The 14,427-nt window shown below is 74.7% G+C and carries 12 protein-coding genes; 7 read left to right on the top strand and 5 right to left on the bottom strand.

All coding sequences use genetic code 11. The features are described from left to right. A complete protein-coding gene (locus RBH18_RS28175; RefSeq protein WP_306213087.1) occupies window positions 1–726 on the bottom strand; it encodes an ATPase in 726 nt (241 codons plus the stop codon). Continuing rightward, on the bottom strand, window positions 723–2,483 hold the full coding sequence (locus RBH18_RS28170; protein WP_306213085.1) for a CheR family methyltransferase: 1,761 nt from the start codon (window positions 2,481–2,483) through the stop codon (window positions 723–725). Before RBH18_RS28170 ends, RBH18_RS28175 begins: the two co-directional genes overlap by 4 nt. A 111-nt stretch (window positions 2,484–2,594) precedes the next feature. Between RBH18_RS28170 and RBH18_RS28165 the strand changes: the two genes are divergently transcribed. Beyond that, window positions 2,595–2,984 carry a hypothetical protein gene (locus tag RBH18_RS28165; RefSeq protein WP_306213083.1) on the top strand — a complete coding sequence of 130 codons (390 nt, stop codon included), beginning with the start codon at window positions 2,595–2,597 and terminating at the stop codon, window positions 2,982–2,984. Window positions 2,985–2,997: 13 nt separating this feature from the next. On the opposite strand, the gene RBH18_RS28160 is transcribed toward RBH18_RS28165, so the two are convergent. Continuing rightward, a complete protein-coding gene (locus tag RBH18_RS28160; protein WP_306213081.1) occupies window positions 2,998–3,972 on the bottom strand; it encodes a chemotaxis protein CheB in 975 nt (324 codons plus the stop codon). Between the two features lie 120 nt (window positions 3,973–4,092). Here RBH18_RS28160 and RBH18_RS28155 point away from each other — a divergent pair, with 120 nt between their 5' ends. Continuing rightward, complete coding sequence (locus RBH18_RS28155; protein ID WP_306213079.1) at window positions 4,093–5,934, top strand: CheR family methyltransferase; 1,842 nt, start codon at window positions 4,093–4,095, stop codon at window positions 5,932–5,934. Between the two features lie 9 nt (window positions 5,935–5,943). Here RBH18_RS28155 and RBH18_RS28150 read toward each other — a convergent pair whose 3' ends face one another. Beyond that, a complete protein-coding gene (locus tag RBH18_RS28150) occupies window positions 5,944–6,672 on the bottom strand; it encodes an STAS domain-containing protein (protein WP_306213077.1) in 729 nt (242 codons plus the stop codon). A gap of 124 nt (window positions 6,673–6,796) precedes the next feature. On the opposite strand from RBH18_RS28150, the gene RBH18_RS28145 reads away from it, so the two are divergent. Continuing rightward, on the top strand, window positions 6,797–7,654 hold the full coding sequence (locus RBH18_RS28145; protein WP_306213075.1) for a glycosyltransferase family 2 protein: 858 nt from the start codon (window positions 6,797–6,799) through the stop codon (window positions 7,652–7,654). 12 nt (window positions 7,655–7,666) lie between these two features. On the opposite strand, the gene RBH18_RS28140 is transcribed toward RBH18_RS28145, so the two are convergent. Beyond that, complete coding sequence (locus RBH18_RS28140) at window positions 7,667–9,073, bottom strand: aldehyde dehydrogenase family protein (RefSeq protein ID WP_306213073.1); 1,407 nt, start codon at window positions 9,071–9,073, stop codon at window positions 7,667–7,669. A gap of 139 nt (window positions 9,074–9,212) precedes the next feature. Between RBH18_RS28140 and RBH18_RS28135 the strand changes: the two genes are divergently transcribed. From RBH18_RS28135 to RBH18_RS28120, 4 genes are read left to right on the top strand one after another with little or no spacing between them, the layout of a single operon-like run. Continuing rightward, window positions 9,213–10,856 (top strand): carbamoyltransferase family protein, encoded by a 1,644-nt coding sequence (locus tag RBH18_RS28135; protein WP_306213071.1) that lies wholly within the window; start codon window positions 9,213–9,215, stop codon window positions 10,854–10,856. Next, entirely contained in the window at window positions 10,853–11,830 is a 978-nt protein-coding gene (locus RBH18_RS28130; protein ID WP_306213070.1) for a glycosyltransferase, read from the top strand. Before RBH18_RS28135 ends, RBH18_RS28130 begins: the two co-directional genes overlap by 4 nt. After that, window positions 11,827–13,395 (top strand): HAD-IIIA family hydrolase, encoded by a 1,569-nt coding sequence (locus RBH18_RS28125; RefSeq protein ID WP_306213068.1) that lies wholly within the window; start codon window positions 11,827–11,829, stop codon window positions 13,393–13,395. Before RBH18_RS28130 ends, RBH18_RS28125 begins: the two co-directional genes overlap by 4 nt. Then, on the top strand, window positions 13,392–14,327 hold the full coding sequence (locus tag RBH18_RS28120; RefSeq protein WP_306213065.1) for a glycosyltransferase: 936 nt from the start codon (window positions 13,392–13,394) through the stop codon (window positions 14,325–14,327). The genes RBH18_RS28125 and RBH18_RS28120 overlap by 4 nt, the downstream gene beginning before the upstream one ends. Window positions 14,328–14,427 lie beyond the last annotated feature (100 nt).

Raw genomic sequence — 14,427 nt, 5'->3', positions numbered from 1 at the left:
TCAGGCGTCGGTGGCGAGGGTCGCCCAGACGACCTTGCCGTCCCGGGTGGGCAGCCAGCCCCAGTGCGTCGCCAGGGAATCGACCATCGCGAGCCCGGACGGGCCCGGGCGATCGGACCGCTCGGGGGCGACCGGCGAGCCGTCGCGCACGGCCAGGTGCAGATAGCGGCCCCGGTGCGAGATCCGCAGCGTCATGATGGTGCCCACGTGGTCGATGACGTTGGCGACCAGCTCGCTGACCACCAGGCTGGCCGGGCCGGCCAGCTGCGGCAGCGACCAGCGCCCGCACGCCTCGGTGACCATGTTGCGGGCGTGCCGCGACGCGCCGGAGACGGGCAGCAGCTCGTCGGTGATGAACAGCAGAGATTCCCGCCCCTCGTCCAGCATCGCCAGGCCGGCCGCCACGCTGTCGTGCAGGGACATCCGGCCGTACCCGCCGCCGGCGAGGAGCCCGGCCACGTCGGGCACCGCGCCGCACAGCAGCACGGGGGTCCCCGGCCAGGTGGCGGCCTGCCGCACGACCGCGGTGAAGACGGCGAGGGCCGCGGGCTCCGGCACGCTCGTCCGGGACAGGTCGACGAGCAGCGCCTCCGGCTGCTCGGCGATGCTCTTCAGCAGCGCGGTGCGGAGCCTGCCCGTGGCGCGCAGGGTCAGCTCGCCGCGCAGCGCGAACACCGTACGCCCGGCACGGTCGTCGGCACTGAAGGTCAAAGCCTCTGCGGTCATGGGCTCTCCATCATGATGATCGCGCCGCCGGGCGGCACCGGGGCGCGGACGGCGCGGAGGACGACCGCCCGGCCGTGCCGGTCGACCGCCTCCAGCCTCGTCGTGGCTCTTCCATGGTCTCCCGTCAGCGCCAGCCGGATCATCGGCTCCAGCCGGTCCAGCGGCAGGCTGCCGCCGAGGCGGGTCAGGTCGTGCCCGATCACGTCGGCCGCGCGGGGGCCCCACAGCTCGGCAGCCCGCTCGCTCCAGGCCCGGACGCGCAGGTCGGGGCCGACGACGAGGTCGGCCGACCGGGCCTGGGCGACAACCGCGCCGAGCAGCGCGTCGTTGCTGCTCCTCAGCTCAGCGTTGGCCGTCTCCAGCTGCTCGTTGACGGTCTGCAGCTCCTCGTTGCTGGTCTCCAGCTCTTCGAGGGTGGACTGGAGCTCCTCGTTCGTGGTCTCCAGCTCCTCGTTGCCGGCCTGCAGCTCCTCGTAGGCGGTCTCCAGCTCGGCGTTGGCGTCCTCCAGGTCGGCCCGCAGCCGCCGGGCCGCCGTCACGTCCTGGAAGACCAGCGTGACGCCGAGGGTGCCGCCGTCCTCCGTCAGCAGCGGCGCCACCCGCACCTCGAGGGCCACGCTGTCGCCGGCCGGGCGGTGCAGCTCGAACTCCGGGACGTGCACCGTGCGCCGCTCCTGGCAGGCCAGCGCGACGGGCGTGCGCAGATCCACCGGCCGGCGCGCCACCTCGAGCGCGCCGAAGGGGTGCCCGACCGCCCGGGCGGACACCCCGAGCAGGGTCTCCGCCTCCCGGTTGCTCAGGGCCACCAGCCCGTCGGCGGTGACCACCAGCTGCGCCACCGGGCCGGCCCGCAGCGCGGCCTCGGCGAGCCCGCCGGAAGCGGACACGTCCGTGCGGAGGGGACCGGAGGCCGGGACGGGGAACGCCGCCGCGGACGCGGGGACCGGCCCCCCGGTCTTGCGGAACACCCGGTGCCGGGCGTCGATCGGCTCGAAGGTGCCGGCGTGGCCGCGCAGGGTCTCGGCCCGGCCCAGGAACAGGGCCCCCTGCGGGACCAGCGCAAAGTGGAACCGGGCGAGAACCCGGGCCTGTGTCCCGGCGGTGAAGTACATCAGCGTGTTACGGCAGGTCAGGAGGTCGATACGGGGAATGGGGGCGTTCTGCACCAGGTCGTTGCGGCCGAAGATCACCGAGCGGCGCAGGTCGCGGCGGACCCGGAAGCGCCGGCCCGCCAGCTCGAAGTGCCGCTCCACCAGCTCCGGCGGCATCCCGGCCAGGGCCCGCTCGTCGTAGACGGCGCGCCGTGCCTCGCCGAGCTGCTCCTCGTCCACGTCGGTGGCGTAGATCTTCACCCGCCGGTGCAGATCCGCGGGGCCGAGGATGTCGCTGAGCAGCATCGCCACCGTGTAGGCCTCCTCGCCGGAGGCGCACCCGGCCGTCCAGACGCGCAGCGGCGTGTCCGCCGGCTTGGCCGCGACCATCGGTTCGAGCACCTCCCGCCGCAGGTGATCCCAGGCCTCCGGGTCCCGGAAGAACGAGGTGACATTGATCAGGATGGTGTTGAACAATGACGTGAACTCGTCCGGACGGGCCCGCAGGAACTCCAGGTATTCCCCGTGGCCGGCGATTCGCACCTGCGACATGCGCCGCTGCACGCGCCGCATGAGGCTCGAGCGCTTGTAGCCGGTGAAATCGAAGCCGCGGGCCTCGCTCAGGTGCGCGAGAAGCTCCTCGAACCGCTCGTCCTCCCGACCCATGCTCCGCCTTTCCCCCCGCTGCCGCGCCCAGGCAAGGCTACGGCACCACGGGCCGGGGACGGCTGCGGCAGTGTCTTCCGGGCCCCCTCCGGGCGGTGGCACGATGGCCGCATGGACGACGAGCGGAGCCCCGCCGACGACAGGGTGACCCGCGAGGCCCGGGAGCGGGGCAAGCGTGCCGGGCAGCGGGCGGCCGAGGCGCGCCGGCGCGTCACGGAGCTGCGTGACTACCTGGCGGCCACCCAGGAGGGCGAGGATCCCGCGGTGGTCACCGACGAGGGCAGCCTGGCCCGGGCGCGGGAGCGGGCGAAGGAGAGCGCGCGCCGCGCCGCCCAGGCCCACCTCGACGCCGCCGCCAGCCACGACATGGCGGCCGAGATGCACGAGGAGGCCGCGCGGCGGGTGCCCGGCGGCGCGGAGAGGCATCGCGACGAGGCGCGCCGGCACCGGGCGGAGGCAGCCAAGGCCCGGCGCCTGGCCGGCGAGGAGGACGTGGACTGACTCCGGCGCCGGGTCAGGGCTGGGTGATGATCTCCGGGAAGTGCTTCCGGATGACCCCGGCCGCCGTGCGCATTTCCCGCGCGTTGGCCGCCTGGTGACTCTCCACGAGGGAGTTGTGGATGTCGGCCGCGGCGCGCCGCGCGAGTTCGTCATGGATCTTCGCCTGCTCCTCCAGCATGCTCACCGCTGTCCACAGCGCCTGCTCGACCTTCTCGTGCTGCGCGGCGAGCAGGGTCTGGGGCGACCACACGTGCCCGACGTGGCAGGTGTAGTGCACCGCCGCGCCGATCTGCACGACGTTCATGGCGCCGGTGCAGTCCGGGCAGCTGATCGCCGCCGGCCGGCCAGGGGACTCCTCGGGTGGGGTCAACGCGATGTTCTCGGCCATGTCGGTCTCCGCGACGAGGTCGGGGTGGGTGAAGGGGGTGGCGGGAGCACGGCGGGGCTCGGTCACCAGTGCGGCGATGTGCCCGGCGAGAGCGGCCGCGGGGGCGGAGCGGGCGCCGGGGACGACGGCCAGGGCGGCGGCAGGCATGCCGGGGAACATCGCATCCGCGGGATTCTGCACGAGACAGGCGCCCCCGGCCGCGTCCACGGCGGCGAGTCCGGCGGCCCCGTCGTCGAGGGTGCCGGACAGCACCACCGCGACGGTCCGGTCCCCGTGCCAGCGGGCCGCGCTGCGGAAGAGCGCGTCGACGGCGGGGCGCGCGCGGTTCTGCTTCGGCGCCCGGCTGAGCAGCATCCGGTCGTCCCGGACGAGCAGGTGCCGGTCGGGCACCGCGACGTGGATCCGCCCGGACACCAGGGAGGTGTCGTGCCGGGCGGGCGCGGCGGCCAGCGGCCCGCAGCGGTCCAGGATGGCCGCGAGCACGCTGTCGTTGCCCGCAGGCGTGTGCACGACGACCAGTACCGCGGCGGGCAGGTCGCCGGGCAGCCCGGCGACGACCTCGCGCAGCGCCTCGAGTCCTCCCGCGGAGGCCCCGAGCACGACAAGATCGCGATGGCGACTGGCGGCATCCGGCACGCGGGGCGCATGCCCTGATCGGCCGGGACCCAAACCTGCCGGTACGGTAGCGAAGACGGCGGGACAGGCGGCTCGGAGGATCGGGTGACATCGGACGACGGGCAGTTCGAGGCGCTGCTGGTGTACCTCAGGGAGGCACGCGGCTTCGACTTCGGCGGCTACAAGCGGGCCAGCCTCATGCGCCGGGTCACCCGCCGGATGACCCAGGTCGGCGTCGAGTCCTTCGGGGACTACCTGGACTTCCTGCAGGTGCACCCGGACGAGTTCACCGCGCTGTTCAACACCATCCTGATCAACGTGACCGGCTTCTTCCGCGATCCGGACGCGTGGGACCACCTGCGCGACGAGGTGCTGCCGCAGCTGCTCGCCGGCCGGGAGCCCGGCACGCCCGTGCGGGTGTGGACGGCCGGGTGCGCGTCGGGCGAGGAGGCGTACACGATCGCGATCCTGCTGGCCGAGCAGCTGGGCCCGGAGGCGTTCCGGGAGCGGGTCAAGATCTACGCCACCGACGTCGACGAGGAGGCGCTGGCCGAGGCGCGCCTGGCCACCTACACCGACCGGCAGGTCGCCGACCTGCCCGAGGAGCTGGTGCAGCGCTACTTCGAGGTCACCGGCGGGCGCTACGTCTTCCGCAAGGACCTGCGCCGCTCGGTGATCTTCGGGCGCAACGACCTGATGCAGGACGCCCCGATCTCCCGGGTGGACCTGCTCACCTGCCGCAACACGCTGATGTACTTCAACGCCGAGGCCCAGGCGCGGATCCTGTCGCGCCTGCACTTCGCCCTCGCCGACGCCGGGGTGCTCTTCCTGGGCAAGGCCGAGATGCTGCTGAGCCACAGCGACACCTTCGCCCCGGTGGACCTGAAACGGCGCATCTTCCGCAAGAAGCCGGCGACGGTCGCCCGGCCGGCGCCGCTGATGGCCCCGCAGGTGCCCCCGGCGTCCGGCGCCGAGCTGCTCGGCCTCGACCGGCTGCGCGACGAGGCGTTCGCCACCTGCCCGGTGGCCCAGGTCGTGGTCACCGCCGACGGCCTGGTCGCGCTGAGCAACCGGCGCGCCGAGACGCTGCTGGGCGTGTCGACCCGCGACGTGGGCCGCCCGTTCCGGGACCTGGAGCTGTCCTACCGCCCGGCCGAGCTGCGCGGCTACATCGACCGGGCGCAGCTGGAGCGGCGCACGATCCGGGTGCCGGACGTCGAGTTCGCCCGCTCCGAGCACGAGGCGGTGGTGCTGCGGGTGGACGTCAACCCGCTGACCGGCCCGGACGCGAGCCTGCTCGGCGTCGCGCTGGTCTTCCAGGACCGCACGGAGGCGCGGCAGCTCGAGTCGGACCTCGACCTGGCAACCCGGCAGGCCGAGACGGCGCACGAGGAGCTGCAGTCGACGAACGAGGAGCTGGAGACCACCAACGAGGAGCTGCAGTCGAGCGTCGAGGAGCTGGAGACCACCAACGAGGAGCTGCAGTCCACCAACGAGGAGCTGGAGACCACCAACGAGGAGCTCCAGTCCACCAACGACGAGCTGCAGACCATCAACAACGCGCTGCGCGACCGCACCGCGGAGCTGGACACCACCAAGGCCTTCCTCCAGGCGCTGCTCACGAGCCTGCCCGCGGGCGTGGCCGTCGTCGACGCGGGCCTGCGGGTGCAGGCCTGGAACCGCACCGCTGAGGACCTGTGGGGGCTGCGGGAGAACGAGGCGCTGGGGGAGCACTTCCTCAATCTGGACATGGGGCTGCCCACCGACGGCCTGCGGCCGCTGCTGCGCGCGGTGCTGAGCGGCGACTCCCTGCAGGAGCAGGTGACCGTCGAGGCGGTCAACCGGCGGGGCCGTCCGGTCCGGGTGGCGGTCGCCTGCACCCCGCTGCTGGACCCGACGTCGGGCACCACCGGCGCCGTGGTGGTCATGACCCCCGCCGGGGCCTGACCGCCGGGCTCACGGGGCGGCGAGCGGCAGGGTCGCCCACACCACCTTGCCGCCGTCGGCGGTCAGGGAGCCCCAGCGGTGCGCCGTCGCGTCGACCAGGAGCAGCCCGCGCGGGGCGGCGGGATCGGGGGAGGGACCGGCCGCCATCCGCGGCGGGGCGGTGCTGCCGTCCCGGACGGCGATCATGAGATAGCGGTGCCCCCGGGTCAGCCGCAGGTCCGCCAGCGTCCCGGCGTGCGTCACGGCGTTCGTCGCCAGCTCCCCGGCCACGAGCGCGGCCGGGGCGGCGAGGTGCGGCAGCTCCCACTGCTCGCACGCGCTCGTCGCGACCGCCCGGGCCTGCCGCGAGGCGCCGGTGACCGGCAGGAGGACGTCGCTGACCGTGGCCAGGCGCGGCGCCGCCGGGGCGGCCAGGGCCTCCGCCAGGGACCGGAACACCCGGCGGCCGTGACCGCCCTTGGTCAGCAGGGCGGTCAGGGACGGGTCAGGGGCGCAGAGGAGCATCGGCGTGCCCGGCCACAGCGCCGCCTGACGGATCACCGCCCGGAACACCGTCAGCGCGTGCGGCTCGGGCGCAGTCAGGCCGGAGAGGTCGGCCACCAGCGCCTCGGGCCGCTCGACGAGGCACTTGGTGAGGGCCGTGCGGACCACCGGCGCGGTCGCGACGGTCAGCTCGCCGGTCAGGCGGATCACCGTGTGCCGGCCGAGCCGCTCGACCTCGGCGCGGACCTCGGACATGACGTCATTGTCCCTCCTGAAGGGCCGGCCGCACGACCCCGGCGGATCCGATCGGCCCCGAAGGGACCCTCGTCACCCGGAAGAAGGGCGGGTGAGACCCGTCCGAGTGGGTATGGCGGGCGCCATGACGCGAGCCCCGATCCCGTACGAGACCAGCGACGTCACCGTGGTGGTCGCCACCCGCAACCGTCGCGAGCGGCTCCTGGAAACCCTGCCCCGGCACGCCGCCCCGGTCATCGTGGTCGACAACGGCTCGGACGACGGCAGCCCGGAGGCGATCGCCGCCGCGTTCCCGCACGTGACCATGGTGCCCCTGGGCGAGAACAGGGCGGCCGCCGCGCGGACGGCCGGCGCCGAGCTGGCCCGCACCTCGTACGTGGCCTTCGCCGACGACGACTCGTGGTGGGAGCCGGGATCTCTCGCCGCCCTCGCCGGCCTCTTCCGGGCGCACCCGCGGGCCGGGCTGCTCGCCGCCCGGGTGCTGGCCGGGCCGGACCGGCGCGAGGATCCGGTGTCGGCCGCCCAGGCCCGCGCCCCGCTCGGCACCCCGCCCGGCGCCCCCGGCCCGGCGATCCTGGGCTTCCTGGCCTGCTCGGTGGCGGTCCGGCGGGAGGACTTTCTGGCGGCCGGGGGCTTCCGCCCGCAACTGCGCGTGTACGGCGAGGAGGCCCTGCTGGCCGTCGACCTGGCCGCCGCGGGCCGGCACCTGAGTTACGTCCCGCAGCTGACGGTGCGCCACGTGCCGCTGTCCGAGGGGCGCGATCCCCGGGCCCGCCGCCGGCTGGAAGCCCGCAACCGGTTGCTCACGGCGATGCTGCGCCGCCCGCCGGCCGTGGTCGCCCGGACCGCCGCCGCGGCGTGGCGGGACGATCCCCGGTCGCTCGCGGACGCCGTACGCCTGCTGCCGTGGGCCCTGCGGGAGCGCCAGCCGCTGCCCCCGCACATCGAGAAAGCCCTCGTCCGGCTCGCGGACGAGGGCTGATCCCGGGTCAGGTCACCACCCGGCGGGCGGGGCCTCGATGTGCACGGCCTTGGTGACGGTCATCTCGTCGAGCAGCTCCGGGCCGTACCCGAAACCCTGTCCGCTGCCGCGGCGCGGGTGCGCGGCACCGCCCGGCGCCCCGCCGAAGACCGCGTTGACCTTGACCGTGCCCGCCGGCAGCTCGCGCCAGGCCTGCTGCGCGTGGCTCATCGAGCCGGTCAGCACGGTCGCGGCCAGCCCGTACGGCGAGTCCGCCGCCCGCTTGAGCGCCTCGGCGAAGGAGTCGACCGTCACCACGGGCGCCACCGGCCCGAAGGTCTCGTCCCGCATGACGGCCATGTCGTCGGTGCACTCGGCGAGCACGGTCGGCGGGTAGAAGGCGCCGGGGCCGCCGGGCACCGAGCCGCCCGCGAGCACCTGGGCGCCCTCGGCGACGGCCGCGCCGACCTGGGCGTGCACGCCGTCGCGCAGCCGGGTGTCGACCAGCGGGCCGATCCGGTCACCCCACGCGTGGGCCTCGTCGACCAGGGCGGCCAGGAACTGCCCGGCCACGTCGCGGTGCACGTAGATGCGCTCGACGGCCACGCAGATCTGACCGGAGTTGGCGAACGCGCCGGTGGCCGCCTGCTGGGCCGCCCAGACCGGGTCGACGTCCGCGTCCACGATCAGCGGGTCGCTGCCGCCGTTCTCCAGCAGCGCCTTGGCGCCGGTCCGCGAGCAGGCCGCCGCGATCGAGCGCCCGGTCGCCGTGGACCCGACCTGCGCGACCACGTCGACCGCCGACGCCGCGAGCGCCGCCCCGACCTCGCCGTCGCCGTTGACCAGCGACAGCACGCCGGTGGGGAAGTGCGCGGCGACCAGCTGGACCAGCCGGTGCCCGACGGCCGGGGTGCGCTCGCTGGGCTTGTGGACCACCGTGTTGCCGGTCACCAGGGCCGCGCCGAGCAGGCCGCAGGAGACGGCGACGGGGTCGTTCCAGGGGGTGATGACGGCCACGACGCCGCGGGGGGCGTACGCCATCAGGTCGATCGCCTCGTCGTTCCCGGCCAGGGCGCGGCCGCGGTGCACGGGGCCCAGCTCGGCGTACTGCCGGAGCGTGCCGACGCCCGCGAGGATCGAGTCCCTGGCGTCGGCGGCGGGCTTGCCCATCTCGGCGTGCATCAGGCCGGCCAGCTCGTCGGCGGCCGCCTCGACGGCGCTCGCGGCGGCGTGCAGGGCCGACGCGCGGGCGCCCGGAGCCGTGGCGGCCCAGGCGGGAGCGGCGTCCCGAGCCGTACGGACCGCCGCGGCGACGTCATCGGCCGACGACACCGGCACGGTCGTGACCGGCTCTCCGGTGGAGGGATCAAAAACGGTCAGAGTGCGGCCCGAGCCGCCGGGGGACCACGTCCCGCCGATCAATTGCTCCACGTCGTACATGCGAGGCACTTTCCCTGTAGCAAGGATTGCAAACTCGTGGTTTCAGACCTATCAGTGCAGGTCAGGACGCGAAAAAGAATTCTTGGAGAAGTCGATGATCATGGGGTTAAGCGTGCGATCAACGGGTATCCGGCGGCCCATGCGAGTCCTCGGAATCAACGCCATCTTTCATGATCCGGCCGCCGCGCTGATCATCGACGGCCGCGTCGTGGCGGCGGCGGAGGAGGAGCGCTTCAGCCGCCGCAAGCACGGCAAGCGGCCCGTGCCCTTCTCCGCCTGGGAGCTGCCCGAGCTGTCCGCCGCCTGGTGCCTCGAGGCCGCCGGCCTGAAGCCGGGCGACCTGGACGCCGTCGCGTACTCGTTCGACCCCTCGATGACCCGCGACGCCGCCGAGCTCGGCCTGAAGGACCCGTGGGACCACGTCCGCGTCGACTACGCCCGCCGCGCCCCGCAGTTCCTCGCCGGTGCGCTGCCCGGCCTCGACCCCGAGCAGGTGCGCTTCGTGCCGCACCACGTCGCCCACGCCGCGTCCTCCGGGCTGTCGGTGCCCGAGGACAGCGCGGTGCTGGTGCTCGACGGGCGCGGCGAGGTCGCCAGCCACCTCGCGGGCGCGTACCGCGACGGGCGGCTGGAGACGTTCAAGAGCCAGGAGCTGCCGCACTCGCTCGGGCTGCTCTACGAGGACCTGACCCGGCACCTGGGCTTCCTGCACTCGTCCGACGAGTACAAGGTCATGGCGCTCGCCTCCTACGGCAAGCCCCGGCACCTCGACCTCTTCCGCGAGCTGGTGCACGCCAACGACGACGGCGGCTTCACCGTCGAGCACATCGACTGGGCGGCGCTCGCCAAGGCCGCCGCACCGGGCGGTGAGCTGACCGAGGCCCACGCCGACCTCGCCTCCAGCGTGCAGGTGCGGCTCGAGGAGGTGCTGCTCGACCTCGCCCGCTGGACGTACGAGGCGTCCGGCGGCCTGAAGACCCTGACCATGGCCGGCGGCACCGCGCTCAACTGCGTCGCCAACGGCCGGATCGCCGCCGAGGGACCGTTCGACCGCGTGTGGATCCAGCCGGCCGCCGGCGACTCCGGCACCGCGCTGGGCGCCGCGCTCACCGTCGCCCGCGAGGCCGGCCCGGTCACCCCGTTCACCACGGCCGCCCTCGGCCGGGGCTGGAGCGACGAGGAGCTGGAGGCGGAGCTGCGGCGCGCCGCCCTGCCCTACACCCGGCCCGAGTCGATCGCCGCCGAGGCCGCCAAGGTGCTCGCCGGCAACGGCATCGTCGCCTGGTTCCAGGGCCGCAGCGAGTACGGCCCCCGCGCCCTCGGGCACCGCTCGCTCATCGCGCACCCCGGCGACCAGGACACCCAGACGCGCATGAACGACGTGAAGGGCCGCGAGCAGTTCCGTCCCATCGCGCCGATGGTCCTCGCCTCCCGCTTCGACGACATCTTCACCGGCGTCTACCCGAGCCCGTACATGCTCTTCGTCCACCAGGTCAAGCCGGAGTGGAAGGACCGCATCCCGGCAGTCACCCACGTCGACGGCACCGCCCGGGTGCAGACCGTGCACCCGGAGACCGAGCCCCTGGTCGCCGAGATGCTCGCCGAGTTCGAGCAGCTCACCGGCATCCCCGTGGTGGTCAACACCTCGCTGAACACCGCCGGGCGCCCGATGGTCGACACCCCGCGCGAGGCGATGGAGCTGTTCGGCTCCGCGCCCGTGGACCTGCTCGCCATCGGGCCGTTCGCCGTGCACCGCGGCACCGCGTTCGGGCAGGCCGCATGACCGGCATCTCCGTGGTGATCCCCACCCTGGGCCGGCCCAGCCTGACCGCGCTGCTGGTCGCGCTGGCCGCCGCCGAGCCGGCGCCCTGCGCGGTGGAGTTCCTGCTCGTCGACGACCGCCCGGAGCCGGCGGGGGAGCTGCCCGTCCCGCCCGGCATCGACGTCAAGGTGCTCACCGGCCGCGCCGCCGGGCCCGCCGCCGCCCGCAACGTGGGCTGGCGGGCCGCGAGCCACGAATGGGTCGCCTTCCTCGACGACGACGTGCTGCCCGACCCCGACTGGCTGGTCCGCCTGGCCGCCGACGCGATGGTGGCCGGCGTGGCAACCGGTGGCGTGCAGGGCAACCTGCGGGTGCCGCTGCCGACGGACCGGCGCCCGACCGACTGGGAGCGGGTCACCGCGGCGCTCGCGGACGGCGAGTGGATCACCGCCGACATGGCGTACCGGCGGTCGGCGCTGATCGTCACGGACGGCTTCGACGAGCGGCTGCCCCGGGCCTTCCGCGAGGACGCCGAGCTCGCGCACCGGGTGCGGCTCGCCGGCTTCGAGCTGGTCAAGGGGGCGCGGACAGTCACCCACCCGGTGCGTCCGGAGGACCCCTGGGTGTCCGTACGCACCCAGCGCGGCAACGCCGACGACGCTCTCCTGCGGCACCTGTACGGCCGGGACTGGCGTACGCGCCTCGGCGTCCCCCCGGGCCGCCGCAGCAAGCACGTCGCCGTGACCGCCGCGGGTGTCCTCGCCGTCGCCCTGGCACTGAGCCGGCACCGCGCGTGGCCCGTGGCGGCCGCGCTCTGGGCCGCCGGGACCGCGGAGTTCGCCGTCGCCCGCATCGCCCCGGGCCCGCGCGACGCCCGCGAGGTCACCACGATGCTGCTGACCAGCGCCGCCATCCCGCCCGTGGCGACGGCGCACTGGCTGCGCGGCTGGTGGCGGTGGCGCGGGGCGCAGCCGCTCGCGGGATCGCCGCAGTGACCTCGCTCTACGATGCCGTCCTGCTGGACCGGGACGGCACCATCATCGTGGACGTCCCGTACAACGGGGACCCGGCCAGGGTCGAGGCGATGCCGGGCGCCCGGGCCGCCCTGGACCGGCTGCGCGCCGCCGGCCTGCGCCTCGGCATCGTGACCAACCAGTCCGGTCTCGCCCGCGGCCACTTCACCGCCGAGCAGCTCGCGACGGTCAACGCCCGGGTCGAGGAGCTGCTCGGCCCGTTCGACACCTGGCAGATCTGCCCGCACGACGGCACCGCCGGCTGCTCCTGCCGCAAGCCCGCACCCGGCCTGGTCCACGCGGCCGCCGCGGCGCTGGGCACCGTCCCGCAGCGCTGCGTGATGATCGGCGACATCGGCCGGGACATGACCGCCGCGCTCGCCGCCGGCGCCACCGGGATCCTGGTCCCCACCGAGGTGACCCTCGCCCCCGAGGTCGCCGCCGCCCCGGCCGTCGCCGCCGACCTGAGCGCCGCCGCCGACCTGATCCTGTCCCGCGACGCGCTGGTCAGCCCGGCCGGAACCCGCTCCCGGGCCGGGACCGTGCTCGTCGTCCGCAGCGACTCCGCCGGTGACGTGCTGGTCACGGGCCCGGCGATCCGCGCGGTGGCCGCCGGTGCCGAGCGGGTCGTGATGCTGTGCGGGCCGCGGGGCCGGGCCGCCGCCGAGCTGCTGCCGGGCGTCGACGAGATCATCTCGTTCCGGCTGCCGTGGATCGACCCGGCGCCGGAGGCGGTCTCCTCCGCGATGCTCCAGGAGCTGACGTCGGTGCTGGCCGCGACGGGTGCGGACGAGGCCGTGATCTTCACCTCGTTCCACCAGTCGGCGTTGCCCCTGGCGCTGCTGCTGCGGGCGGCGGGCGTCGGGCGGATCACCGCGATCAGCGAGGACTATCCGGGCTCCCTGCTCGACGTGCGGCACCGCGGCGTACCCGTGGGGGTGCCGGAAGCGGAACGGGCGCGCTCGGTCGCGGCAGCCGCGGGGTTCGCGCTTCCCGCGGGCGACGACGGGACGCTGCGCGTCACCGTCCCGCCCGGGGGGCCAGGTGACTACGTTGTCGTCCACCCGGGAGCCTCGGTGGAGGCGCGCTCCTGCCCGCCGGCGACCGTGCGGGACATCGTCGCCGCGCTGGCGGCCTCCTTCCGCGTCGTCGTCACCGGCGGACCTGCCGAGCGCGACCTGGCCGCCTTCGTCGCCGGGGACGTCGCCGAGGTCGCCGACCCGATGGGCTTCGGCGAGCTGGCCACGTTGCTCGCCGGGGCGGCCTGCGTTGTCGTCGCCAACACCGGGCCCGCGCACCTCGCCGCCGCGGTCGGGACGCCGGTGATCAGCCTCTACGCGCCCACCGTCCCCTTCGGGCAGTGGGGGCCCTACCGGGTGCCCGTCGTCCGCCTCGGCGACGCCGCCGCACCCTGCCGCGCCACGCGCGCCACCGTCTGCCCCGTCGAAGGCCACCCGTGCCTGACGGGGATCACACCCGCCGACGTCCTGGAAGCAGTACGACTGCTCGGCGTCCGGGCTCCGCAAGAAAGAGAGGTCGCCGCATGAACATCCTGCTGTGGCACGTGCACGGCTCTTGGGCGACCGCGTTCGTCCAGGGCAAGCACCGCTACCTCGTCCCCGTCAACGACGCGCGCGACGAGTGGGGGCGCGGGCGGGCCCGCACCTTCCCCTGGCCGGAGAACGCCGAGGAGGTCGACTTCGCCACCCTGACCACCGGCGACGTCGACGTCGTGGTGCTGCAGCGCCCGGAGGAGCTGGACCGCGTCGCCCACCTCGACGTGCCGAAGATCTACGTCGAGCACAACACGCCCAAGGGCGACGTCCCGAACAGCCGGCACCCGATGGCCGACCGCGACGACCTCATCGTGGCACATGTGACGCACTTCAACGACCTGTTCTGGGACACCGGCGGCACCCGGACCACGGTCATCGAGCACGGCGTCGTCGAGCCGGCCGCCCGGTGGTCCGGCGAGCTCGAGCGGCTCGCGGTCGTCACCAACGAGCCGGTGCGGCGGCAGCGGGTCACCGGCACGGACCTCTTCCCGCGCTTCGCGGCGGTCGCCCCCCTCGACGTGTACGGGATGGGCGTCGCCGGGCTCGACCTGCCGGACGTGACGCCGCACGACGATCCGCCCCAGGCCGCGATGCACCTGGAGATCGCCAGGCGCCGCGCGTACGTCCACACGTGCCGCTGGACCTCGCTGGGCCTGAGCCTCATCGAGGCGATGCAGATCGGCATGCCCGTCCTGGCGCTGGCCACCACCGAGGCGGTCGCCGCCGTCCCGGACGACGCCGGCGTCATCGCCACCCGGGTCGACACGCTCGTCGAGGCCGCGCGCTGGCTGATCGAGGAGCCGGACGCCGCCCGGCGCCTCGGCGACCGCGCCCGCCAGGTCGCCCTGGCCCGTTACGGACTGGACCGGTTCCTCGCGGACTGGGACCGCCTGCTGGAGGAGGAAACATGCGCATCGCGATGATCTCGGAGCACGCCAGCCCGCTGTCCGCGCTCGGCGGCGTCGACGCGGGCGGCCAGAACGCCCACGTCGCCGAGCTCGCCGCCGCGCTGGCCGCCCACGG

The sequence above is a fragment of the Actinoplanes oryzae genome, from assembly GCF_030757795.1.
Lineage (GTDB): Bacteria > Actinomycetota > Actinomycetes > Mycobacteriales > Micromonosporaceae > Actinoplanes.
Note: the sequence above shows the minus strand (reverse complement) of the source record. Positions and strands in the feature narration are given on the sequence as shown.

What these genes read in the sequence shown, in the direction of transcription:
- RBH18_RS28175 (WP_306213087.1), bottom strand. Translation starts at nt 726, where the DNA reads ATGACCGCAGAGGCTTTGACCTTCAGTGCCGACGACCGTGCCGGGCGT.
- RBH18_RS28170 (WP_306213085.1), bottom strand. Translation starts at nt 2,483, where the DNA reads ATGGGTCGGGAGGACGAGCGGTTCGAGGAGCTTCTCGCGCACCTGAGC.
- RBH18_RS28165 (WP_306213083.1), top strand. Translation starts at nt 2,595, where the DNA reads ATGGACGACGAGCGGAGCCCCGCCGACGACAGGGTGACCCGCGAGGCC.
- RBH18_RS28150 (WP_306213077.1), bottom strand. Translation starts at nt 6,672, where the DNA reads ATGTCCGAGGTCCGCGCCGAGGTCGAGCGGCTCGGCCGGCACACGGTG.
- RBH18_RS28145 (WP_306213075.1), top strand. Translation starts at nt 6,797, where the DNA reads ATGACGCGAGCCCCGATCCCGTACGAGACCAGCGACGTCACCGTGGTG.
- RBH18_RS28140 (WP_306213073.1), bottom strand. Translation starts at nt 9,073, where the DNA reads ATGTACGACGTGGAGCAATTGATCGGCGGGACGTGGTCCCCCGGCGGC.
- RBH18_RS28135 (WP_306213071.1), top strand. Translation starts at nt 9,213, where the DNA reads ATGCGAGTCCTCGGAATCAACGCCATCTTTCATGATCCGGCCGCCGCG.
- RBH18_RS28130 (WP_306213070.1), top strand. Translation starts at nt 10,853, where the DNA reads ATGACCGGCATCTCCGTGGTGATCCCCACCCTGGGCCGGCCCAGCCTG.
- RBH18_RS28120 (WP_306213065.1), top strand. Translation starts at nt 13,392, where the DNA reads ATGAACATCCTGCTGTGGCACGTGCACGGCTCTTGGGCGACCGCGTTC.